Below are 21,093 nucleotides of genomic sequence, written 5' to 3'. Positions count from 1 at the left end.
CCATTCGAGCCGGGTCGGCCGAAGCTGGTGGAGCTGGAGGGCAAGTGATGAGCCAATCGAACGGAATGACCAACCTGCTCTGGCTGCAAGGCGCGAGCTGCGGCGGTTGCACCATGTCGATCCTCGAAAGCGGCTCTTCCGGCTGGTTCGACGAACTGAGGCAGTTCGGCATCAACCTGCTGTGGCATCCCTCGGTCAGCGAGGAGACAGGCGAGGAAGCGGCCGAGGTGCTCAACTCCGTGCGCGAGGGCAGGGTGCCGCTCGACCTACTGCTCCTCGAAGGCTCCGTTGCCCGCGGCCCGAACGATAGCGGCCGCTTCAACATGCTCGCGGGCACGGGCCGCTCGATCTACCACTGGATGCTAGATCTCGCGCCGCGGGCGGACTATGTCGTTGCGGTCGGAAGCTGTGCCGCCTATGGCGGGGTGCCAGCCGCCGGCGCCAATCCAACCGACGCGGTCGGGCTGCAATTCGAGGGCGCCGATGCTGGCGGCGCGCTCGGCGCAGGCTTCCGCTCCCGGCTCGGCTTGCCGGTGATCAATGTGGCTGGCTGTGCGCCGCATCCGGGCTGGATGATGGAAACCATTTTGGCACTGACGTCCAAGGACTTGTCAGCGACTGACCTCGACACCTATGGCCGACCGAAATTCGTTGCCAACCATCTTGCTCATCACGGCTGCTCCCGCAACGAGTTCTATGAGTTCAAGGCCAGCGCCGAAACCATGTCCGAGCGCGGCTGCCTCATGGAGCATCTCGGCTGCAAGGCGACTCAGGCTGTCGGCGATTGCAACCAGCGCTCCTGGAACGGCGGCGGTTCCTGCACGAAGGGCGGTTATGCCTGCATCGCCTGCACGTCACCTGGCTTCGAAGACGCGCAGAATTTCCTGGAGACCGCCAAGCTTGCCGGCATCCCAGTCGGCTTGCCGACCGACATGCCAAAAGCCTGGTTCGTCGCGCTCGCGGCGTTGTCGAAATCGGCGACTCCGCGGCGCGTGAGGCTGAATGCGACCGCTGATCATGTGGTGGTGCCGCCCGGCCGCACCACGGCCAAGCGCACGCCATGACGAGGATTACGATCGGCCCGTTCAACCGCGTCGAGGGCGATCTCGAAGTCCGCCTCGACGTCGAAAGCGGCCGGGTCCAGCGCGCCGAAGTGACGGCGCCGCTCTATCGCGGGTTCGAGCAAATTCTGGAGGGGCGGCCACCGCTTGATGCGCTGGTGTTGGCGCCGCGCATCTGCGGCATCTGCTCGGTCTCGCAGTCGGTCGCCGCCGCTGCCGCGCTTCGCCATGCGATGGGAACCGAGGCGGCGCCGAACGGTCTGCTCGCCACTAATATCGCGCACGCGGCAGAGAATGCCGCCGATCATCTTACGCATTTCTACATCTTCTTCATGCCTGACTTCGCCCGTGAAGCCTACGCTTCGCAGGATTGGTACCAGGAGACTCGCGAGCGCTTTGCGGCCACCCGCGGCAGTGCGGCGCGCGATGCGCTGCCGGCGCGGGCGCGGCTGCTCGAGACTATGGGAATCATTGCTGGCAAATGGCCACACAGCCTTGCCTTCCAGCCGGGCGGCGCGACGCGCGCGATCGAACTCGGCGAGCGCGTACGGCTGTTGTCGATCGTGACCTCATTTCGCACGTTCCTTGAACGTACAGTGTTCGCCGATACTCTAGAGAACATGCTGTCGCTCTCGACCGCAGACGAGCTCGACCGCTGGCGCGCGGGGCGCAGCGGTGATTTCGCTCATTTCCTCAGGCTTGCCGACAGCCTCGCGCTCAGTGAGCTCGGCAAGGGACCGGGCGTGTTGATGAGCTATGGCGCCTATCAAGGCGCCGATTGCGGACTGTTCCCGCGCGGCATTGTTGGTCCAGACATGGTTGTGGAGCCGTTGCCGCTGAGTCAGATCAGCGAGGACGTTTCCCATGCATGGATGCGGGATTGCTCCTCCGATCCTGCGCACAGCAACACCGTACCTGATCCCGACAAGGCAGGCGCCTATAGCTGGTGCAAGGCGCCGCGGCTTTCGGGCCAGCCGGTCGAGGTCGGGGCGATTGCGCGCCAGACCGTGGCCGGGCAAGCGCTGATAGCCGATCTCGTCGCCCCAAGCGGCACCAATGTCCGCAACCGTGTGATCGCCCGGCTGATCGAGACTGCGCGCATCGCACTTGCGATGGAGCAGTGGACCCGCGCGCTACGACTTTCGGAACCGTTCTGTGCTCCCTCGCAGGAGATGCCCGACGGGGCATATGTCGGTCTCGTCGAGGCCGCGCGCGGCAGCCTCGGGCATTGGGTGGCGGTGCGCGGTGGAAAGATCGAGCGCTACCAGATCATCGCGCCGACCACCTGGAATTTTTCACCGCGCGATTCCCTCGGCGTGGCAGGCCCTCTGGAACAGGCGCTGGTCGGCACCGATGTGGGCGAGGCTGGCGCACGTTCCGTTGCGGTTCAGCATGTCGTGCGCTCGTTCGATCCTTGCATGGTGTGCACTGCGCATTGAAACGGGCTCGGCGGCGTAAACCTCGTTACCGCCTGCAAATCGAATTGTTTCCGCTTCTTTCGTGCAGTGCCGCTCGATCTTCGCGTCTTGCACAATTCAGATCTCGCAACCTTTTGACATTCCTCTAATTTCATTTTGCGCCACGCAGTTGGCCTGCTTCTTGCTGTCCCTAAGCGTCATTGAAAGCCAAAGCTGACGGCGGGAGGATTTATGGGCACGGCGACGGAAACATTTTACAGCGTGATCAGGCGGCAAGGCATCACGCGTCGAAGCTTTCACAAGTTCTGCAGCCTGACCGCGACGAGCCTCGGCCTCGGCCCGCTGGCGGCGAGCCGCATCGCCAATGCGCTCGAGACCAAGCCGCGTGTGCCCGTGATCTGGATGCACGGTCTCGAATGCACCTGCTGCTCCGAGAGCTTCATCCGCTCCGCGCATCCCCTGGTGAAGGATGCGGTGCTGTCGATGATCTCGCTAGACTACGATGACACGATCATGGCGGCCGCGGGCCATCAGGCGGAAGCGATCCTCGAGGAGACCCGTGCCAAGCATAAAGGTCAGTACATTCTGGCCGTTGAAGGTAATCCGCCGCTCAACGAGGGCGGCATGTTCTGTATCGACGGCGGCAAACCATTCGTCGAAAAGCTGAAGATGATGGCCGAGGACGCGATGGCGATCATCGCTTGGGGCGCTTGCGCGTCCTGGGGCTGCGTACAGGCGGCAAAGCCCAATCCGACCCAGGCCACACCGATCGACAAGGTCATCACCAACAAGCCGATCATCAAGGTGCCGGGATGCCCCCCGATCGCCGAAGTGATGACCGGCGTCGTCACCTTCATCACCACCTTCGGCAAGCTGCCCGAGCTCGACCGCCAGGGCCGGCCTAAGATGTTCTACTCGCAGCGCATCCACGACAAGTGTTACCGGCGCCCGCATTTCGACGCCGGCCAGTTTGTCGAGGAGTGGGACGATGAGGCGGCGCGCAAAGGCTACTGCCTCTACAAGATGGGCTGCAAGGGGCCAACGACCTATAACGCCTGCTCAACCGTGCGCTGGAACGGGGGGGTCTCATTCCCCATCCAATCGGGACACGGCTGCATCGGCTGCTCAGAGGACGGCTTTTGGGACAAGGGCTCGTTCTACGATCGCCTCACCAACATCAAGCAGTTCGGCATCGAGAAAAACGCCGATCAGATCGGCATGGCGGCAGCGGGCGCCGTGGGTGCGGCGGTGGCCGCGCACGCCGCCGTCACTGCGGTAAAGCGGCTTGCCAGCAAGCGCGAAGACGCCGGCCACAACAGCTGATCAAAAGACACATTAGGGTAGAAACGATCATGGGTATCCAGACTCCCAACGGCTTCAATCTCGACAATTCCGGCAAACGCATCGTCGTCGATCCCGTGACCCGCATCGAGGGACACATGCGGGTCGAGGTCAATGTCGACGCCGACAACGTGATCCGCAATGCCGTATCGACCGGCACGATGTGGCGCGGGATCGAGGTGATCCTGAAGAACCGCGACCCGCGCGATGCGTGGGCATTTACCGAGCGGATCTGCGGCGTCTGCACCGGCACGCACGCGCTGACCTCGGTGCGCGCGGTCGAGAACGCGCTTGGGATCACCATCCCCGAAAACGCAAACTCGATTCGCAACCTGATGCAGCTCGCACTTCAGGTGCACGACCACGTCGTCCATTTCTATCACCTGCATGCGCTCGATTGGGTCGACGTCGTCTCCGCACTCTCGGCCGATCCGCGCGCGACATCAACGCTAGCCCAGTCGATCTCGAGCTGGCCGCTGTCCTCGCCGGGATACTTCAAGGATCTGCAGACCCGGCTCAAGAAGTTCGTCGAGTCCGGACAGCTCGGTCCGTTCAAGAACGGCTATTGGGGCAGCAAAGCCTACAGATTGCCGCCCGAGGCCAATCTGATGGCGGTCGCGCATTATCTGGAGGCGCTCGATTTCCAGAAGGAGATCGTCAAGATCCACACCATCTTCGGCGGCAAGAATCCGCATCCAAACTGGCTCGTCGGCGGCGTGCCCTGTCCGATCAACGTAGATGGGACAGGTGCTGTCGGTGCCATCAACATGGAGCGGTTGAACCTGATCTCCTCGATCATCGACCGCATCATGGAATTCAACGAAATGGTCTACCTGCCTGACGTGGCCGCGATCGGTTCGTTCTACAAGGACTGGCTCTATGGTGGAGGCATTTCGGGTCAGAACGTGCTCGCCTATGGCGACGTGCCAGAACATGCCAACGACTATTCAGCCAAGAACCTGAAGCTGCCACGAGGCGCCATCATCAACGGCAATCTCTCCGAGGTGCTTCCGGTCGATCACGCCAATCCCGACGAGATCCAGGAGTTCGTGGTCCACTCCTGGTACAAGTATCCCGACGAAACCAAGGGCCTTCATCCTTGGGATGGCATCACGGAGCCGAACTACGAACTCGGACCCAATGCAAAGGGTACCAAGACCGCGATCGAACAGCTCGACGAAGGCGGCAAATATTCTTGGATCAAGGCGCCGCGCTGGAAGGGACATGCCATGGAGGTCGGCCCGCTCGCGCGCTGGGTCGTCGGCTATGCGCAGAACAAGGCGGAGTTCAAGGATCCCGTCGACAAATTCCTGAAGGATCTCGATCTACCAATGTCGGCGCTGTTCTCGACGCTCGGCCGCACCGCGGCGCGCGCGCTCGAATCTGTTTGGGCCGGACGCCAGATGCGCTATTTCCAGGACAAGCTCGTTGCCAATATCAAAGCCGGCGACAGCTCGACCGCGAATGTCGACAAGTGGAAACCGGAGAGCTGGCCGAAGGAAGCCAAGGGCTTTGGCTTCACCGAGGCCCCGCGCGGCGCGCTCGCGCACTGGATCAAGATCAAGGAAACCAAGATCGACAACTACCAGTGCGTGGTACCGACGACCTGGAACGGCTCGCCGCGCGATCCGCAAGGCAACATCGGCGCGTTCGAAGCCTCGCTCATGAACACGCCGATGGTTAATCCCGAGCAGCCGCTCGAGATCCTGCGCACGATCCATTCCTTCGATCCGTGCCTTGCCTGTTCGACGCACGTCATGAGCCCGGACGGCCAGGAACTCGCCAAGGTCAAGGTCAGGTAGGAGGCGGCCATGATGGATGCAATTGCTCCCCCGGTGGAAAGCGAGCCGGACCTGACGGCGATCGCGGCCGATGCTGCTGGCGAGCATGCGGTGGGCCGGCCCACCGTCTATGTCTACGAAGCGCCGGTGCGCATCTGCCATTGGGTGAACGCGTTCTCGATCATCATCCTGATGGTCACCGGGTTTCTGATCGGGACGCCGCTGCCGGCGGTCGAGGGGGAGGCGTCGGCCAACTTCGTGATGGGCTATATGCGCTTCGCCCATTTCGCGGCGGGGCAGGTGCTCGCGGTGTTCTTCCTCGCGCGTATCCTGTGGGCCTTCACCGGCAACCACCATTCCCGGCAGATCTTCTATCTGCCGGTGCATCGCCGGCAATTCTGGAAGGAAGTCTGGCACGAGATCCGCTGGTACGCCTTCCTGGAACGTCAGCCGAAGATGTATGTCGGGCACAACCCGCTGGCGCAGACCGCGATGTTCACGGGCTTCACGTTGTTCGTGACCTTCATGATCGTGACCGGCTTTGCGCTCTATTCGGAAGGAGAAGGCATCGATAGCTGGCAGCACAAACTGTTCGGCTGGGTGTTCTCGATCTGGCCGAACAGCCAGGACGTTCACACCTGGCATCATCTGGGCATGTGGGCGCTGGTCGTGTTCGTGATGGTACACATCTACGCTGCGATCCGCGAGGACATCATGTCACGCCAGAGTATCATCTCCTCGATGATCTCGGGCGAACGGCAATTCCGTGACTGAAACTGGAACGATCTCGATGTTGAACGCCCCAAACGACGACCACATCTTGGTGCTCGGCATCGGCAACATCCTGTGGGCCGATGAAGGCTTTGGCGTGCGCGCGGTGGAGGACTTCCACCGCCGCTACGCCGTGCCTGATAATGTCACGATTCTCGATGGCGGAACGCAGGGGCTCTATCTCGTCAACTATCTGGAGGACGCTGATCGCTTGCTCGTGTTCGATGCCATCGATTATGGTCTGCCGCCAGGCAAGCTGAAGCTCGTGCGCGGCGACGAGGTGCCACGCTTCACCGGCGCGAAGAAGATGAGTCTGCATCAAACCGGCTTCCAGGAGGTGATCAGCGCAGCCGACCTGCTCGGCCGCTGCCCGAAGCACCTCGTCCTGATCGGCTGCCAACCGCTCGATCTCGAAGACTGGGGAGGTCCATTGACGGCGTCCGTACGCGATCAGATCGCACCGGCCATCGAGCTTGCCTGCAAAGTTCTGGCCGAGTGGGGCATCGAGGTGAAGCTGCGCGATACGCCGTTGGCAGACTCCGAGCGCCTGCTCGCCAACGACATCGACCATGCGAGTTACGAGATGCGGCCGGCCTGACCGCCGGAGCGTGCCGGAGAAGACGGATGTGCCTTGGACTGCCGATGACTATCGTCGAGACCGATGGAATTTCGGCTTTGTGCGAGTTTCGCGGCGAGCAACGCCGCGTCTCCGTGCTTCTGCTCTCGCATCCTCCGGCCGGTGCCCACGTGCTGGTCTACATCGACACGGCGATCCGCCTACTTGAGAAAGAAGAAGCGTGCCTGATTGCGGCTGCCATCGACGGTCTCGGTGCAGCGCTCGACGGCAACGATTTCGACTGCTTCTTCGCCGATCTGATCGACCGCGAACCGCAATTGCCTGCGCACCTCCTGACTGATTAAGCGGGTTGTCATCCTAGAATGACTTGGCCGGCTGACCTCAGCCGCTGGCCGAGGTGCTCGCCGGAAGACAAGTTTCTAGTCTGGAAAGAAGGCTTTCGTTTGTAGTGGAAAGTAGCTTATCATTCGCATCCACTCGGCTTGATGGCGTTGAAAATAGATCAGTGAATTCAACTACATAAATCCTGACTGTCCCTGGCACGCAGCTTGCTAACACTATCCCGATCAGAAAGATAAGTCTGTTTTGGGAGGTCAAATGGAATTCCAGGTAGGACGGCATGATCTCAGTCGGCATGGCCTCAATGAGGTCGATGTCGCGACCGTCGATCATTTTCTTAAACATGCCGACCAAGCCGGTGCTGTCGCCGTGCTGCTATCGGCGGGTAATCCCAACCGTTTTCCGGAGGCCATTGATGTCGCCGTAGTGCTGCCTGAGCTGGTTACGGCGTTCGGAGGCCGCCTGCGCGCCGCGATCATTGCACCCCATGCCGAAGAGGCGCTTGGCGAACGTTTCGGGGTGCGAGTGCAGCCGACCCTTATCTTCGTGGCCAAGGGCGAGACGCTGGGGCTGATCGCCAAGATCCAGGATTGGTCAGTCTATGTCGACCGCATCACTAAGCTGATCGACCGCCCGCGCGGGCAAAGCGCAGCCATTGCCGTTACCATTGTTCCCCAGCATCGCGCAAAAGGTGTCGAGCTATGAAGGTCGGATTCTGGGATGCGCCGGAAGGCGCCGAGCAACCCGTCAGCGTGTTCCCTATCGGAGAAGAGAGTCTCAATGCCTCAAGTGGCAGCCTGACGGCGGCCGGCGCACTCGCAAGACTCGCAACATTAGACAGTGTCGAGCTCGCTAAGAACTGCCCCAAAGCCGTCACGCTGCTCTCCAACATCGCGGAGGCCATTGCAGGTCAAAGGGCGGACGCACCCTCGCAACTGTTCCGGCTCGGCAATCTCAACGATCTCGAAAGCAAGCTCGTCGCCGATGTTCTCGGCGAGGGGGAGGTCGGCGGCGTCGTAGCGCTGCCGGACGGATCGCTGGCGCAGATTCAAGAATCGGTGCTCGCAGGGATCTGGCGTGTCAGGATCGAAACTGACGCGGCTTCCGAATATATTGAAGTAGGCGCTGTTCCCGAGATCGTCAGACGCGCAGCAGCCGATCTGACAGCCGCCGATTTCGAAATCGGACAGGCCCCTGAAGGCGCCATGAACGTCCTACCGGTGCTCGCCGAGATCCGCGAGCGGGCGCTAGCCTGGCGTCCTGGCATCCGCTCGCAGATCATCAATTTCACTCTGTTGCCGATGAGCCCGGTGGATATGAGCTTTTTGCAGGAGACTATTCGGAACGGGCCGATCCAGCTTGTCTCGCGCGGCTATGGCACCTGTCGGGTGCTGTCGACTGGCATTCGCAATGTCTGGTCGGTGCAGTTTTTCAACGCCATGGACACCATCATCCTCGACACGCTGGAAGTTGGCGGGGTACCCACGGTTGCGCTTGCTGCAGACGAAGATTTCGAGGATTCCGCCGAACGGCTCCAAGAAATCATTGAGGCATATTTCAAATGAGCGCCTTTGAGAACTTTGGCGTGCGCCAAGACGTCACTGAGGCTGCGCGGCTTGAATGCGGCATCTGTTGGACCGTCTATGATCCGGCCGATGGTGATGCGGTGGCGCAGATCGCACCCGGCACACCGTTCTCACTTCTGCCGGAGGAGTGGCGATGCCCCAACTGCGACGCCCCGAAATCGAAGTTCATGGCGATCGAAACATGACTGCCAGCGCGCCAAGCTCTCCCAGCGACGCCGACGCGGTGACATGGGGCGAGCTATTGGCAGGAATGTATCGCCAGATCGGCGAGCGCGCGATGCGCGATTTGCCAATCTACAACGAGGCCCTCGATGTTGAGGCCATTGGTTTCCGTCGCTTCGAGGGAACGTTTGTCGGCATCATGGTCACTCCTTGGTTCATGAACGTGGTGATGCCGGCGAGCGCCGCTGGGGATAGGTCGGGCGCGACCGTGCGTATTCGCTTTCCAGCCGGTGATATCGAATTTACCCTCAGCGAGGTGCAAATGGGCCGCATCGCTAGCTGCTCGCTGTTCTCGCCAATGTTCCAATTTGCGGACATGGCATCGGCGCGAGCAACGGCTGACGCCGCTCTTGCCGAGCTGATGCTGCCGGCCGACAGCGAGGAGGCGGTCCGCCGGCGCGAACCACCGACGACCCCGATTGATCGTCGGAGCTTCCTGCGCGGTACCTTGACGGAGCGGCCGGGATGAGTCGCCCCTTTCGAAACGAAATTGACATAATGGTGTGGCTCACTGGTACCACAATTTCGGACGTTGCTATCCGGCCACGGAGCCGGCCTCCCCTGACGAGGCTGTTTGCCGGAAAGCCGGCAAGCGCGCTCATCCCTGTGCTGCCGCGCCTGTTCTCCTTATGCTCGGTCGCCCACCAAGTGGCCTTCCTTTCAGCAATCGAGGCGGCGCAGGGGCTGGAGACGATCAAGCCGATAGCGATGCATCGTCTCACGGCCGTTGTCGCCGAGCGCTTAACTGAATTGATACGCGGCCTGTTCGTCGCAGGCCTCGAACTCGATCAGGAGAGCGCACCCGCAGTGCGAAGCATGATACAGGCGAGCACCACTCTCAGTGGTGCGGTTGAAACCGTGCCAGATACCGTGCGCCGCGATGTCATTGCACACGTCAAGGCTGCGCTCCGCGCGCTCGGAGTTTCGGGTGAACACCAGCCTCCGGCGCCAGGCAGCGTACTTTCCACCTATCTGACGCGCTGCGATCGTGAGGTGATGTCATTGCCGGCGGCCGACCAATTCTTTCTGACCCCCGCTGACGATCTTGAGATCGTGACGCGCCTCATGGCTGAAGGGACGGCTTATTCCGAAGCGCCGGAACTCTGCGGGAAGGTTCCGGAAACGGGCGTCTGGGCGCGGCGGGCGCAGCGCGAACAGATTTTGTCCTTAAGTGCTAGCGGCGCCGCGCGCGTGAGAGCGCGCATCGACGAGATCGCCCGGCTCACCTGTTGGCTGGACGCCAGGCGGGACGCTCCCGATAATGGCGTCGTTGCGAGCTATCGGCTCGGCGAGCGCCGGGGCGCAGCGGCAGTGGAATGCGCCCGAGGCCGGCTCCATCACGCGGTTAAGCTCGATGAGGAAGGACGTATCGTCGGCTTCGAATATATCGCTCCGACCGAGTGGAATTTTCACGAACGCGGACCGCTGGTGCGAAGCCTCAAGGGCGCGCTCCTCTCCGCCGGCCGGCAGGGCCAAGACGCGGTGCGGACACTTGTCGGGGCGTTCGACCCCTGCGTCGGATTCAGCGTCAGCTTCCGCGAGGCCAGCCATGCATGAGATGGCCTTGTGCGAGGGCATCATCGGGATCGTCGAGGAAGAGGCGCGCAAGCGCTCGTTCTTGCGAGTGAAGGCGGTGTGTTTAGAGATCGGTGCGCTCAGCCATGTCGCGCCGGACGCAATGCAATTCTGCTTCGAGGCCGTCGCGGCGCGGACCATCGCGCAAGGCGCAAGACTCGAGATCATCGCGACGCCGGGCACGGCCTGGTGCATGGCCTGCTCGCAAAACGTCGAGATCAAGCAGCGCTACGAGCCGTGTCCATCCTGCGGCAGCTATCAATTGCAGGTCACCGGCGGCGAAGAGATGCGTGTGAAGGAACTGGAGGTCGACTGATGTGTACGGTCTGCGGCTGCAGCGACGGCAAAGCGTCCAACGAACATACGCATGATCATAATCAGGATCACGAGCACGCTCATGGAGGTCATCATCACCACCATGGCCCCGGTCACCATCACCACCACCATCACGACGGAAGCCACGATCATGGGCCTGGCGATACGGGCCTGCTCGACTGCAGTGCAGACGCCGCCGGCCAACAGATCGCGGGCATGAGCAGCGATCGCATCATCCAGATCGAACGCGATATTCTCGGCAAGAACGACAGACTCGCCGCCGACAACCGCGCTCGCTTCCGTGCCGACGGCGTGCTCGCCTTCAACTTGGTTTCGAGCCCCGGAGCCGGCAAAACCTCGCTGCTAGTCCGCACCGTCAGTGAGCTGAAGGACAGTTTCCCGATCGGCGTGATCGAGGGTGACCAGCAAACCTCCAACGATGCCGAGCGCATCCGCGCAACCGGCGTGCCGGCGATCCAGGTCAACACCGGAAAGGGCTGCCATCTCGACGCGGCCATGGTCGGTGAAGCCTATGACCGGCTGCCCTGGCTGAACGGTGGGGTCGTGTTCATCGAGAATGTCGGTAATCTCGTCTGTCCGGCGGCATTCGACCTCGGTGAAGCCTGCAAGATCGTGGTGTTCTCGACCACCGAAGGCGAGGACAAGCCGCTGAAATATCCGGACATGTTCGCTGCCTCCGCGCTTATGCTGATCAACAAGATCGATCTTGCGCCCGTGCTCGATTTCGACCTCGCCAGGACCATCGAATATGCGCGGCGGGTCAATCCCAGGATCGAGGTGCTGACGGTGTCGGCGCGCACCGGCGAAGGCTTCCTGGCCTTCTATGCCTGGCTCCGCAAGCGGGCTTCGAAGGCGAAGCCGGCCGAGATGACGGCAGCGGAGTGAGGATGAGCGACAAGGCCACAGCGCGGGACGGACAGCGGCTGCGCCTGCATGTGCGTGGCGCCGTGCAGGGCGTCGGCTTTCGTCCCTACGTCTATGGTCTCGCCACCCGCTATCGCCTCGGCGGCTTCGTCGCCAACGATCCGAACGGCGTTCTTATCGAAGTCGAAGGCGAGCGGGCGTCCGATTTCGTCGCCGCGCTGCCACTGGAAAAGCCGCCGCTTGCCAGGATCGACGAGATCTCGGTTCAGCCGATCGGCGCCGCCGCCACCGAGGAGTTCTCGATTCGCACCAGCGAGCAGGGTAGGGTGTCGACGCGCATCGTCGCGGACGCCGCGACTTGCCGGGAATGCCTGAGCGAGCTGTTCGATCCGGCAAGCCGATTCCACCGCTATCCCTTCATCAACTGCACGCATTGCGGTCCGCGCTACACCATCGCCGAGCGGCTGCCCTATGATCGTCCGGCCACCGCAATGAAGCGCTTTGCGATGTGCGCAGCCTGTGCCGCTGATTATGCTGACCCCGGCAGTCGCCGCTTCCATACCGAGGCGATTGCGTGCCCGCGATGCGGGCCGCGGCTCAGCCATGGCATCGCCGAGATCGCCGCCGCCGTCGCGGGCGGCAAGATTGTCGCGATCAAGGGCCTCGGCGGTTATCAGCTCATCTGCGATGCTCACAATGATGCGGCCGTGCGGCAACTGCGCCTGCGCAAGCAGCGCGATCAGAAGCCCTTCGCCGTCATGGTCGGTACGCTGGAGGCAGTCGCCGAGTTCGCCGAGGCCGACGCTGTCGAACTTGCGCTGCTCGAGTCACGGCCGCGGCCGATCGTGTTGCTGACGTCGCGCGGGCGCCTTGTGCAGTCAATCGCGCCGGAGCTGGCGCGCATCGGCATCATGCTGCCGGTCGCACCGCTTCACCACCTGATTTTCGATGCGCTGAATGCGGCGCATGCGCCGGTCGGCGAGAGCTGGGCGATTGTCGCGACCAGCGCCAATCTCAGCGGCGAGCCGCTGCTGATCGATAATCGCGAAGCGGAGCAACGACTTGCCGGCATCGCCGATCTCATCGTCACGCATGACCGCGACATCGTCACCCGCGCCGATGATTCCTTGGCTGCGGTGGTCGCCGGACGGCCCCAGTTCATTCGGCGTGCGCGAGGCTATGTCCCGGAGCCTGTCCGGCTTGCGCGCTCGGTGGCGCCCCTGCTTGCCGTCGGCGGAGCGCTGAAGTCGACGGTGGCGGTGACGCGCGGCAACGAGGCCTTTGTCTCCCAGCACATCGGCGACCTCGACACCGCAGAAGGCATCCGATTCTTCGAGGAAACTGTGGACCATCTGCTGTCTACCCTCGACGTCGAGCCTGTCGCCCTGATCCACGACTTGCATCCGAACATGGCATCGACCCGTTTCGCCGAGGCACGCGGGACCAGGCTGATCGCGGTCCAGCACCATCACGCCCATGCGGCCTCGGTGATGGCGGAGCATGGCATCGCAGGTCCGGTGCTTGCCTTAGTGCTTGACGGGTTCGGCTACGGCAGCGACGGCGGCAATTGGGGGGGCGAACTGCTTGCCTGTGAAGGCGCGCGGTTCCGGCGGCTCGGGCATCTGGCGCCGCTGAAGATGCCGGGCGGCGATCGGGTCGCGCGCGAGCCGTGGCGGATGGCCGCCAGCGTGCTGCACGCGCTTCGGCGCGGCGATGCGATTGCGTCTCGCTTTGCGGCACAGCCGCAGGCCGCGCGCCTATCGGCTCTGCTCGAACAACCCGGTATGCCCACGACGACCAGCGCCGGCCGGCTGTTCGATGCGGCCGCAGGGCTGCTCGGGGTCTGCACCGTACAAACCTACGAAGGCGAGGCTGCCATGAAGCTAGAGGCGCGGGTCCGCGAGCCGCGCGTTGTGTCCGGCGGCTGGGTGATCGAGAATGGCGTGCTGTCGCTGCTCCCATTGCTCGACCGTCTGGTGGTCGATGCGCCGGATCCCACCGACGGGGCCGGGCTGTTTCACGGCACCTTCGCTGCCGCTTGCGTCGATTGGATCTCCCAAGCGGCTCGTGAGACCGGACTTGAGACCGTCGCCTTGAGCGGCGGCTGCTTCCTGAACGCCCGCCTCAGCACCGGGATTTCGCGCGGTTGCATCGCTGCCGGGCTCACCCCGCTCTTGCCGCGCCAACTGCCGCCGAATGATGGCGGCCTAAGCCTGGGTCAGGCCTGGATCGCGGGGCTGCAACTTCTCGAACACCAAGGCTTAGAAGGAACCGCCTGATGTGTCTTGCCATACCCGCCGAGGTGACAAAGCTCCTGCCTGACGACATGGCCATTGTGTCCATCGACGGCGTCAGCAAGGAGATCTCCGTCGCGCTCATCGAGGATCTCGCCATCGGCGACTACGTGATCATCCATGTCGGCTACGCGCTTACCAAAATCGATCCGGAAGAGGCGCAACGGACGCTGGAATTGCTGCACGAGCTTAGCGCCGAGGCCCTGGGAGCCATGCCATGAAGTATGCCGACGAGTTCCGCGACAAGGAGATCGCGCTCGGGCTTGCGAACGCGATCCAGTCCGAAGCAGATCCGCAGCGCCCCTATCGCTTCATGGAATTCTGCGGCGGCCACACGCATGCGATCTCGCGTTATGGCCTGGAGGACATGCTGCCTAAAAACGTGCGGATGATCCACGGTCCGGGTTGCCCGGTTTGCGTACTGCCGGCGGGGCGCATCGACATGGCGATCCGACTGGCCGAACGGCCCGAAATCATCTTCTGCGTCTATGGCGATCTGATGCGCGTGCCGGGCTCGCAAGGCGCCTCGTTGCTGAAGGCAAAGGCGAAAGGCGCCGACATCCGCATGGTCTATTCCACCATCGATGCGCTCAGGATCGCCGAGGAGAATCCGCAGCGCCAGATCGTATTCTTCGCCATCGGCTTCGAAACGACGACGCCGCCCACTGCGGTCATGATCCGTTTGGCCGAAAAGAAGCAGCTCGCCAATTTCAGCGTCTTCTGCAACCACGTGCTGACGCCGCCGGCGATGCAGAACATCTTGGAGAGCCCGGATATTCGCAACATCGGCCGGGTCGAGATCGACGGCTTTGTCGGACCTGCGCATGTCTCGACTATTATCGGGACGGCTCCTTACGAGTTCTTCGCGGAAGAATTCGGCAAGCCGGTCGTGATCTCGGGCTTCGAGCCTCTCGACATGATGCAGGCGATCCTGATGCTGGTGCGGCAGGTCAATGAGAACCGGCACGAGGTCGAGAACCAGTACAGCCGCGCTGTAAAGCGTGACGGCAATCTGCGCGCCAAGGAGGAGGTCTCCGACATTTTCGAGCTGCGCGACCAGTTCGAATGGCGCGGGCTCGGGCAGGTACCCTATAGCGGCCTGAAGCTGAAGCGCGCTTTCGCGAAATACGATGCCGAAGCGCGCTTCGACATGAAGGAGCTCCGCGTTGCCGACAATCCGGCCTGTGAATGCGGCGCCATCCTGCGCGGCGTGAAGAAACCGGTCGATTGCAAGCTGTTCGGCACGGTCTGCACGCCGGAAACGCCGATAGGGTCTTGCATGGTCTCGTCCGAGGGCGCCTGCGCTGCGCACTGGACCTATGGCCGCTTCCGCGACCATCAGCAGAGGCGGGCATCATGAAGGCCCATCAACGCAAGCTCGACATCAAGAACGGCTGCGTAGACCTGTCCCACGGCTCTGGCGGCCGCGCGATGGCACAGCTGATCTCGGGTCTTTTCCACTCGGCCTTCGGCAACGAATGGCTGGCGCGCGGCAATGACCAGTCGGCCTTCGATGTCGCAGCCGGACGCATGGTCATGACGACCGACGGTTACGTGGTCTCGCCGCTATTCTTCCCGGGCGGCAATATCGGCTCGCTCGCCGTGCACGGCACGGTCAACGACATCGCCATGGCCGGCGCGCGGCCGCTCTACCTCTCGGCGAGCTTCATCATCGAGGAGGGCTTTCGCTTCTCCGACCTGAAGATGATCGCGGAATCTATGGGCGAGGCGGCGCGCGCGGCCGGCGTCCATATCATCACGGGCGATACCAAGGTGGTCGAGCGCGGCAAGGCCGACGGCCTCTTCATCTCGACCGCCGGCGTCGGCGTCGTACCCGATGGCCTCGATCTATCCGCCGAGAAGGCTCGCGTCGGCGATCGCGTCCTGATCTCCGGCACGCTCGGGGACCACGGCGTCGCTATCATGTCGAAGCGGCAGAACCTCGCCTTCGAGACCGAGATCGTCTCGGACTCAGCCTCGCTGCATGATCTCGTGGCAAAGATGGTCACCGCAGGCGGAGAGGGCATCCGCCTGATGCGCGATCCGACCCGCGGCGGGCTAGCCGCCGCGCTCAACGAGATCGCCCAGCAGTCTGGCCTCGGCTTCCGTGTGCAGGAGGAGGCGATCCCAGTGAAGCCGGGCGTGGCCGCGGCCTGCGAACTGCTGGGCCTCGACCCGCTCTATGTGGCCAACGAAGGCAAGCTGGTTGCAATTGTGGCCCCGGAGGCGGCCGCTGCCGTGCTCGCGACGATGCGCGCGCATCCGCTCGGCTGTGATGCGGCCGACATCGGCGAGGCCGTGGCCGACGATCACCATTTCGTGCAGATGGCGACGAGCTTTGGCGGTGGCCGGATCGTCGACTGGCTGTCGGGCGAACAACTGCCGAGGATCTGCTGAGGCCGGTCATGCGCATCCTGCTTCTCACGCACTCCTTCAACAGCCTGACGCAACGGCTCCACGTCGAGCTCAGGGAGGGCGGCCACGAGGTCTCGGTCGAGCTGGATATCCACCCCGACGTTACGCGCGAAAGCGTGGCGCTGTATCAGCCAGATCTGGTGATCGCGCCGTTCCTCAAGCGCGCAATCCCCGAAGATGTCTGGCGTAGCGTGCGCTGCCTGATCGTCCATCCCGGTCCGCCCGGCGACCGCGGTCCGGCGGCGCTCGACTGGGCGATTCTGGAAGGTGTTTCCAATTGGGGCGTGACTGTGCTTCAGGCCGACGGCGGGTTCGACGCTGGTCCGATCTGGGCTTTCAGAACCTTCCCGATGCGGTGCGCGGCTAAATCCAGCATCTACCGCAACGAGGTCACGACGTGCGCGGTCGCGGCGGTGCTCGAAGCCATTGCAGCAATCGAAGCCGGACAGCCGACACCGTCGCCGATGCCTGCCGATGATCCCCGCATTCGGGTGCGCGGGCCCTGCCGGCAGGCCGACCGGATGATCGATTGGCAGCACGACACGAGCGAGACCGTCCTGCGCAAGATCCACAGTGCAGACGGAATGCCGGGCTTGGTCGACAGCTTGTTCTTCAAAGATGTCAGGCTGTTCGACGCCCACGAGGCGCGCGGCATCTCCGGTGTGCCCGGAACCATTGTGGCGCATTGCGATGGAGCCTTGGCCCGGGCCACGGTCGATGGTGCCGTCTGGATCGGCCATGTGCGGCAGCTTGTACCGAAAAGCCTGAAACGATCCGCAGCAAAGGTCTTTGCGGAGCAGGCGATGCGCCTGCCGTACCGACCCGATTGCGGCTATGCGCCCATACGATATCGCGAGCAGGGCGAGGTCGGCGAGTTGCAGTTTTCCTTTTACAATGGCGCCATGGCGACCTCTGACTGCGAAGCGTTGTTGAACGCCTACCGAGCTGCGCTGGCCCGCCCAACCAAGGTGCTTCTCCTGACCGGTGGACGTGATTACTGGTCCAACGGCATTCACCTCGCCGAGATCGAGGCGGCTGACAGCGCTGCGGACGAGTCTTGGCGCAACATCAATGCGATCGACGATCTTGCGCACACTGTCATCGAGACCACCGATCGGCTCGTCGTTTCCGTCATTCGCGGCAACGCCGGGGCGGGAGGGGTATTTTTAAGTCTCGCTGCCGACGAGGTCTGGGCGAGCGATCAGGTCGTCCTGAATCCACATTATAAGGACATAGGCAATCTCTTCGGCTCGGAATACTGGACTTATCTGCTGCCGCGCCGCGCGGGTGCAGCGAACGCCACCCGGATCACGCAATGCCGCCTGCCGATGGGCGTGGCAGAGGCGGGGCGCCTTGGCATCATCGATCGTGCTCTGTCGGGCGGGGAGCTGGCGGAGGGCCGCCTCATGAGCCTTGCCGCGAGCATGGCGGCGGATGAACGCTTTGCGACGCGTCTTGCTGACAAGCAGCGACGTCGCGCAGCGGACGAAGCCCACAAGCCCTTGCAGGCCTATCGCGACGAGGAGCTGCGGCGGATGCGGCTTAATTTCTACGGATTCGATCCGAGTTACCACGTCGCCCGCTACAACTTCATTCACAAGGTGCCGAAGTCGCGCACGCCACTCACAATCGCACCCCATAGGTCGCCTCGCGCGCTCGACAAATCTACCCGCATGGCGGTGCGCATATGAGCTTCCAGGGTACTATTTTGGTAGTCGACGACGAGGTCAGGTCACAGGAGGCGCTACGCCGCGTCCTCAACGAGGATTTTGAGGTACTCTGCGCCGGCAGCGCAGCAGACGCTGAAAAGCTGCTCGAAGGGGAGATCGTCCACGCCATCATCTGCGATCAGCGCATGCCGCACGAATCCGGCGTCAGTTTCCTCAAGCGGGTGCGCGAGCTCTGGCCCGATCCGGTTCGCATGATCATCTCCGGCTATTCGGAATCGGACGACATCATCGCAGGGCTCAATGAGGCGGGCATCTATCAATACATCACGAAGCCCTGGCAGCCGGACCGGCTGATCGACATTGTCAAGGAGGCGGTCCAGCTCTATCGGCTTCAGAAGGAGACAGAGACCGCAGGGGTCGACGTCAAAGCAACGCCCGAGCACATCAAGAGGGTCGTTTCGGTCAAGCGCGGCGCAGCTAAGCATCTCTATGACTTCAACCGAATTGTGCACGCCCCGGACAGCCCGATGCATGCGGTCATTGAACTCGGCCGGCGGGCGGCCGAATACGACATCTCCGTGCTGATCACGGGCGAATCCGGAACCGGCAAAGAGCTGCTGGCACGCGCGATCCACTACGGCTCAGCCCGAGCCGGTAAGGCTTTCGTCGTTGAGAACTGTGGGGCGCTGCCTGACGAGCTCCTCGAAAGCGAGTTGTTCGGGTGTAAGAAGGGCGCTTTCACAGGCGCCTACCAGGATCGCATCGGTCTGTTCGAAGTTGCCGATGGCGGTACCATCTTCCTTGATGAAATCGGAGAGACCTCGCCGGCGTTTCAGGTGAAGCTGCTCCGCGTGCTGCAGGAGAGCGAGATCCGTCCGCTGGGCGCGCAACGTGTAAGGAAAGTCGACGTCCGTGTGGTGGCAGCCACCAATCGGGATCTTGAGGCCGAGGTGGAGGCGGGCCGCTTCCGCCGTGATCTCTATTACCGGCTGGCGGCGTTCCCGGTTCACATGCCGGCGCTTTGGGAGCGGCCGATGGATATACCCTTGATCGCAGAAGGAGTACTGTCTCAAGTCAAGACTTCCTTCAACCGGCCAGGTCTGCGCTTTGCCTCCGCTGCTCTTGAGGGCTTCGTCAAATACCTTTGGCCAGGGAACGTGCGCGAACTGCAGAACGAGATCCAGCGTATGGCCGTGCTGGCTGACTCGGACGAATTGCAGGCTCCCACGCTGCTCGGCCGGCGCAACGGCAGGCGGACCGCCACGGGGGTCATACAGAACCTGAACGGCGCAGCGAGCCTGAAGGACAGGGTGGAGGATCTGGAGAAGTCGGTTATCATCAACTCCCTGGAGAAGTATGAGGGCAATATCAGCCGGGTTGCCAGCGAGCTCGGCCTGTCCCGGGTAGGCCTGCGGAACAAGCTGTCCAGGTATGATTTGAGAAAAAATGGCAAAGGCGACGCATTCTCCTGACGGATCCGACTCGCTGCTCAAGTTGATCAGCGATCGCGGTGCTATCGAGTTCGACCACGAGCGTGAGGGCGCTTGGATCGAAGTCATCCGCAAGATGGATGAGGTTTATTCCGACCTATTGCGTTATGAGGTCGATCTGGAACACAAGAATGCCGAGCTCGAGGAAGCTCAAGCATTTGTCACCAACGTCATCGAATCTGTCTCTGATATCCTCATCGTTTGCGACGCGAAAGGCCAGATCCAGCAAGTCAATTCCGCTTTACAGCGCACGCTTGACCGCGCCAATGACGAAATCGTCGGCTGGAGGATGGCAGACATCATTGACGCTGCCGATGGCGCCAAGCTCATGTCGCTCCTCAAGCCTCGGAGCCCGTCCGAGGTTGTGGATGGCGAACTCCGTTTCTTGACCGAAGGCGGCAGCTCAGACCTGTTCGCAATCAACAGCTCGCCCCGACACGACCATCGGGGCCGCTTCATTGGCGTGGTTCTGACTGGAAGGCCTATCGGCGAGCTTCGCCGAGCCTATGAAGCATTGCACACGGCTCATCAGGAGCTACAGCGAGTGCAGCGTCAATTGGTAGAACAGGAGAAAATGGCAAGTCTCGGCCGACTGGTGGCCGGTGTCGCTCACGAACTTAATAATCCCATCAGCTTCGTCTATGGAAACGTGCACACCTTGATGCGCTATCGCACGGCGCTGACATCCTACCTTGATGCCGTCCACGGCACATCGATAAGCTCCGAAGCTGCAGCCTTGAAGAAAAGCCTCCGCATTGACGCCATTCTAGAGGATCTCGGCCCGCTCCTGGACGGGACAATGGAAGGCGCCGTGCGCATTAGCGAAATTGTAAAAAACTTACGCCGGCTTTCCCTCAGCAAGCTCGGGGAGTTTGATCGCGTCAACATCGAGCCTCTGATCAACACCGCCGTGCTCTGGGCAGTCCGCACGAAGCAGGTTCGCCTCGACATTCACATGGACATCGAGGCGGATCTTTGGACTTGCGGGAATGAAGGGCAGCTCCACCAGGTTATCGTAAATCTCGTCGAAAACGCAATTGACGCGACGCGCGGCACTCAGGAGCCACGGCTAAAGATATCGGCTCGCCGCAATCAGAACGAGATCCTGATTCGTTTGTCCGATAACGGGCCCGGGATCGAACAGCACAACATAGGTCGCATATTTGAGCCGTTCTTTACGACCAAGCGCGTTGGAGAGGGCACCGGGCTCGGCCTTTGGATCAGCTACGGAATCGTGCGCGAACATGGTGCCGAACTGACTGTTGTCAACGCACCAGAGGGAGGGGCAATATTCTCCTTCGCTCTCCCGGCGGCGTAGAGTTAGTCAGGGCTGCGACGGTTCGGCGCCGCTTC

Annotated in this window: 21 protein-coding genes; all 21 read left to right on the top strand. The window is 62.3% G+C overall.

What is annotated here, in order from left to right; genetic code table 11:
• Window positions 1-47: 47 nt before the first annotated feature.
• The 21 genes from AC0WRY_RS36325 to AC0WRY_RS36225 all read left to right on the top strand — a co-directional run bounded on the left by AC0WRY_RS36325 (window position 48) and on the right by AC0WRY_RS36225 (window position 21,058).
• Window positions 48-1,064 carry an NADH-quinone oxidoreductase subunit B family protein gene (locus AC0WRY_RS36325; protein ID WP_128929510.1) on the top strand — a complete coding sequence of 339 codons (1,017 nt, stop codon included), beginning with the start codon at window positions 48-50 and terminating at the stop codon, window positions 1,062-1,064.
• Window positions 1,061-2,500: a nickel-dependent hydrogenase large subunit gene (locus tag AC0WRY_RS36320; RefSeq protein ID WP_128929511.1), complete on the top strand. Its 1,440-nt coding sequence runs from the start codon at window positions 1,061-1,063 to the stop codon at window positions 2,498-2,500. Before AC0WRY_RS36325 ends, AC0WRY_RS36320 begins: the two co-directional genes overlap by 4 nt.
• A 210-nt stretch (window positions 2,501-2,710) precedes the next feature.
• Complete coding sequence (locus AC0WRY_RS36315; protein WP_128929512.1) at window positions 2,711-3,802, top strand: hydrogenase small subunit; 1,092 nt, start codon at window positions 2,711-2,713, stop codon at window positions 3,800-3,802.
• 29 nt (window positions 3,803-3,831) lie between these two features.
• Window positions 3,832-5,622, top strand: a complete 1,791-nt coding sequence (locus tag AC0WRY_RS36310) for a nickel-dependent hydrogenase large subunit (protein ID WP_128929513.1) — start codon at window positions 3,832-3,834, stop codon at window positions 5,620-5,622.
• Window positions 5,623-5,631: 9 nt separating this feature from the next.
• Entirely contained in the window at window positions 5,632-6,375 is a 744-nt protein-coding gene (cybH, locus tag AC0WRY_RS36305; RefSeq protein ID WP_128929514.1) for a Ni/Fe-hydrogenase, b-type cytochrome subunit, read from the top strand.
• Window positions 6,376-6,391: 16 nt separating this feature from the next.
• Window positions 6,392-6,970, top strand: coding sequence for a HyaD/HybD family hydrogenase maturation endopeptidase (locus tag AC0WRY_RS36300; RefSeq protein WP_128955163.1), 579 nt, complete (start codon window positions 6,392-6,394; stop codon window positions 6,968-6,970).
• 26 nt (window positions 6,971-6,996) lie between these two features.
• Window positions 6,997-7,293, top strand: coding sequence for a HypC/HybG/HupF family hydrogenase formation chaperone (locus AC0WRY_RS36295; protein ID WP_128929516.1), 297 nt, complete (start codon window positions 6,997-6,999; stop codon window positions 7,291-7,293).
• 253 nt (window positions 7,294-7,546) lie between these two features.
• Window positions 7,547-7,993, top strand: coding sequence for a thioredoxin domain-containing protein (locus AC0WRY_RS36290; protein WP_128929517.1), 447 nt, complete (start codon window positions 7,547-7,549; stop codon window positions 7,991-7,993).
• On the top strand, window positions 7,990-8,853 hold the full coding sequence (locus AC0WRY_RS36285) for a hydrogenase expression/formation protein (protein ID WP_128955164.1): 864 nt from the start codon (window positions 7,990-7,992) through the stop codon (window positions 8,851-8,853). Before AC0WRY_RS36290 ends, AC0WRY_RS36285 begins: the two co-directional genes overlap by 4 nt.
• Window positions 8,850-9,059, top strand: a complete 210-nt coding sequence (locus AC0WRY_RS36280; protein WP_128929519.1) for a rubredoxin — start codon at window positions 8,850-8,852, stop codon at window positions 9,057-9,059. Before AC0WRY_RS36285 ends, AC0WRY_RS36280 begins: the two co-directional genes overlap by 4 nt.
• Complete coding sequence (gene hybE / locus AC0WRY_RS36275) at window positions 9,056-9,565, top strand: [NiFe]-hydrogenase assembly chaperone HybE (RefSeq protein ID WP_128929520.1); 510 nt, start codon at window positions 9,056-9,058, stop codon at window positions 9,563-9,565. Before AC0WRY_RS36280 ends, hybE begins: the two co-directional genes overlap by 4 nt.
• Window positions 9,562-10,653 (top strand): nickel-dependent hydrogenase large subunit, encoded by a 1,092-nt coding sequence (locus AC0WRY_RS36270; RefSeq protein ID WP_128929521.1) that lies wholly within the window; start codon window positions 9,562-9,564, stop codon window positions 10,651-10,653. The genes hybE and AC0WRY_RS36270 overlap by 4 nt, the downstream gene beginning before the upstream one ends.
• Complete coding sequence (gene hypA / locus AC0WRY_RS36265; protein ID WP_128929522.1) at window positions 10,646-10,987, top strand: hydrogenase maturation nickel metallochaperone HypA; 342 nt, start codon at window positions 10,646-10,648, stop codon at window positions 10,985-10,987. Before AC0WRY_RS36270 ends, hypA begins: the two co-directional genes overlap by 8 nt.
• Window positions 10,987-11,892, top strand: coding sequence for a hydrogenase nickel incorporation protein HypB (hypB, locus tag AC0WRY_RS36260; RefSeq protein WP_128955165.1), 906 nt, complete (start codon window positions 10,987-10,989; stop codon window positions 11,890-11,892). The genes hypA and hypB overlap by 1 nt, the downstream gene beginning before the upstream one ends.
• A 2-nt stretch (window positions 11,893-11,894) precedes the next feature.
• Window positions 11,895-14,150, top strand: a complete 2,256-nt coding sequence (gene hypF, locus AC0WRY_RS36255; RefSeq protein ID WP_164933597.1) for a carbamoyltransferase HypF — start codon at window positions 11,895-11,897, stop codon at window positions 14,148-14,150.
• Window positions 14,150-14,386, top strand: a complete 237-nt coding sequence (locus AC0WRY_RS36250) for a HypC/HybG/HupF family hydrogenase formation chaperone (protein WP_128929525.1) — start codon at window positions 14,150-14,152, stop codon at window positions 14,384-14,386. The genes hypF and AC0WRY_RS36250 overlap by 1 nt, the downstream gene beginning before the upstream one ends.
• On the top strand, window positions 14,383-15,525 hold the full coding sequence (gene hypD / locus AC0WRY_RS36245) for a hydrogenase formation protein HypD (RefSeq protein ID WP_128955166.1): 1,143 nt from the start codon (window positions 14,383-14,385) through the stop codon (window positions 15,523-15,525). Before AC0WRY_RS36250 ends, hypD begins: the two co-directional genes overlap by 4 nt.
• A complete protein-coding gene (hypE, locus tag AC0WRY_RS36240) occupies window positions 15,522-16,562 on the top strand; it encodes a hydrogenase expression/formation protein HypE (RefSeq protein WP_128929527.1) in 1,041 nt (346 codons plus the stop codon). Before hypD ends, hypE begins: the two co-directional genes overlap by 4 nt.
• Before the next feature lie 8 nt (window positions 16,563-16,570).
• On the top strand, window positions 16,571-18,271 hold the full coding sequence (locus tag AC0WRY_RS36235; RefSeq protein ID WP_128955167.1) for a hydrogenase maturation protein: 1,701 nt from the start codon (window positions 16,571-16,573) through the stop codon (window positions 18,269-18,271).
• Window positions 18,268-19,722, top strand: a complete 1,455-nt coding sequence (locus AC0WRY_RS36230) for a sigma-54-dependent transcriptional regulator (protein ID WP_128929529.1) — start codon at window positions 18,268-18,270, stop codon at window positions 19,720-19,722. The genes AC0WRY_RS36235 and AC0WRY_RS36230 overlap by 4 nt, the downstream gene beginning before the upstream one ends.
• Window positions 19,697-21,058, top strand: coding sequence for a sensor histidine kinase (locus AC0WRY_RS36225; protein ID WP_128929530.1), 1,362 nt, complete (start codon window positions 19,697-19,699; stop codon window positions 21,056-21,058). The genes AC0WRY_RS36230 and AC0WRY_RS36225 overlap by 26 nt, the downstream gene beginning before the upstream one ends.
• Window positions 21,059-21,093 lie beyond the last annotated feature (35 nt).

It is taken from the genome of Bradyrhizobium sp. T-12 (assembly GCF_058314695.1).
The sequence above is the reverse complement of the archived record's forward strand: the minus strand, read 5'-3'. Positions and strand labels throughout refer to the sequence as shown.

Bases quoted from the DNA above. Each gene is read 5' to 3' on its own strand.
- AC0WRY_RS36325 (WP_128929510.1), top strand. From the start codon at position 48: ATGAGCCAATCGAACGGAATGACCAACCTGCTCTGGCTGCAAGGCGCG.
- AC0WRY_RS36320 (WP_128929511.1), top strand. From the start codon at position 1,061: ATGACGAGGATTACGATCGGCCCGTTCAACCGCGTCGAGGGCGATCTC.
- AC0WRY_RS36315 (WP_128929512.1), top strand. From the start codon at position 2,711: ATGGGCACGGCGACGGAAACATTTTACAGCGTGATCAGGCGGCAAGGC.
- AC0WRY_RS36310 (WP_128929513.1), top strand. From the start codon at position 3,832: ATGGGTATCCAGACTCCCAACGGCTTCAATCTCGACAATTCCGGCAAA.
- cybH (WP_128929514.1), top strand. From the start codon at position 5,632: ATGATGGATGCAATTGCTCCCCCGGTGGAAAGCGAGCCGGACCTGACG.
- AC0WRY_RS36300 (WP_128955163.1), top strand. From the start codon at position 6,392: ATGTTGAACGCCCCAAACGACGACCACATCTTGGTGCTCGGCATCGGC.
- AC0WRY_RS36295 (WP_128929516.1), top strand. From the start codon at position 6,997: ATGTGCCTTGGACTGCCGATGACTATCGTCGAGACCGATGGAATTTCG.
- AC0WRY_RS36290 (WP_128929517.1), top strand. From the start codon at position 7,547: ATGGAATTCCAGGTAGGACGGCATGATCTCAGTCGGCATGGCCTCAAT.
- AC0WRY_RS36285 (WP_128955164.1), top strand. From the start codon at position 7,990: ATGAAGGTCGGATTCTGGGATGCGCCGGAAGGCGCCGAGCAACCCGTC.
- AC0WRY_RS36280 (WP_128929519.1), top strand. From the start codon at position 8,850: ATGAGCGCCTTTGAGAACTTTGGCGTGCGCCAAGACGTCACTGAGGCT.
- hybE (WP_128929520.1), top strand. From the start codon at position 9,056: ATGACTGCCAGCGCGCCAAGCTCTCCCAGCGACGCCGACGCGGTGACA.
- AC0WRY_RS36270 (WP_128929521.1), top strand. From the start codon at position 9,562: ATGAGTCGCCCCTTTCGAAACGAAATTGACATAATGGTGTGGCTCACT.
- hypA (WP_128929522.1), top strand. From the start codon at position 10,646: ATGCATGAGATGGCCTTGTGCGAGGGCATCATCGGGATCGTCGAGGAA.
- hypB (WP_128955165.1), top strand. From the start codon at position 10,987: ATGTGTACGGTCTGCGGCTGCAGCGACGGCAAAGCGTCCAACGAACAT.
- hypF (WP_164933597.1), top strand. From the start codon at position 11,895: ATGAGCGACAAGGCCACAGCGCGGGACGGACAGCGGCTGCGCCTGCAT.
- AC0WRY_RS36250 (WP_128929525.1), top strand. From the start codon at position 14,150: ATGTGTCTTGCCATACCCGCCGAGGTGACAAAGCTCCTGCCTGACGAC.
- hypD (WP_128955166.1), top strand. From the start codon at position 14,383: ATGAAGTATGCCGACGAGTTCCGCGACAAGGAGATCGCGCTCGGGCTT.
- hypE (WP_128929527.1), top strand. From the start codon at position 15,522: ATGAAGGCCCATCAACGCAAGCTCGACATCAAGAACGGCTGCGTAGAC.
- AC0WRY_RS36235 (WP_128955167.1), top strand. From the start codon at position 16,571: ATGCGCATCCTGCTTCTCACGCACTCCTTCAACAGCCTGACGCAACGG.
- AC0WRY_RS36230 (WP_128929529.1), top strand. From the start codon at position 18,268: ATGAGCTTCCAGGGTACTATTTTGGTAGTCGACGACGAGGTCAGGTCA.
- AC0WRY_RS36225 (WP_128929530.1), top strand. From the start codon at position 19,697: ATGGCAAAGGCGACGCATTCTCCTGACGGATCCGACTCGCTGCTCAAG.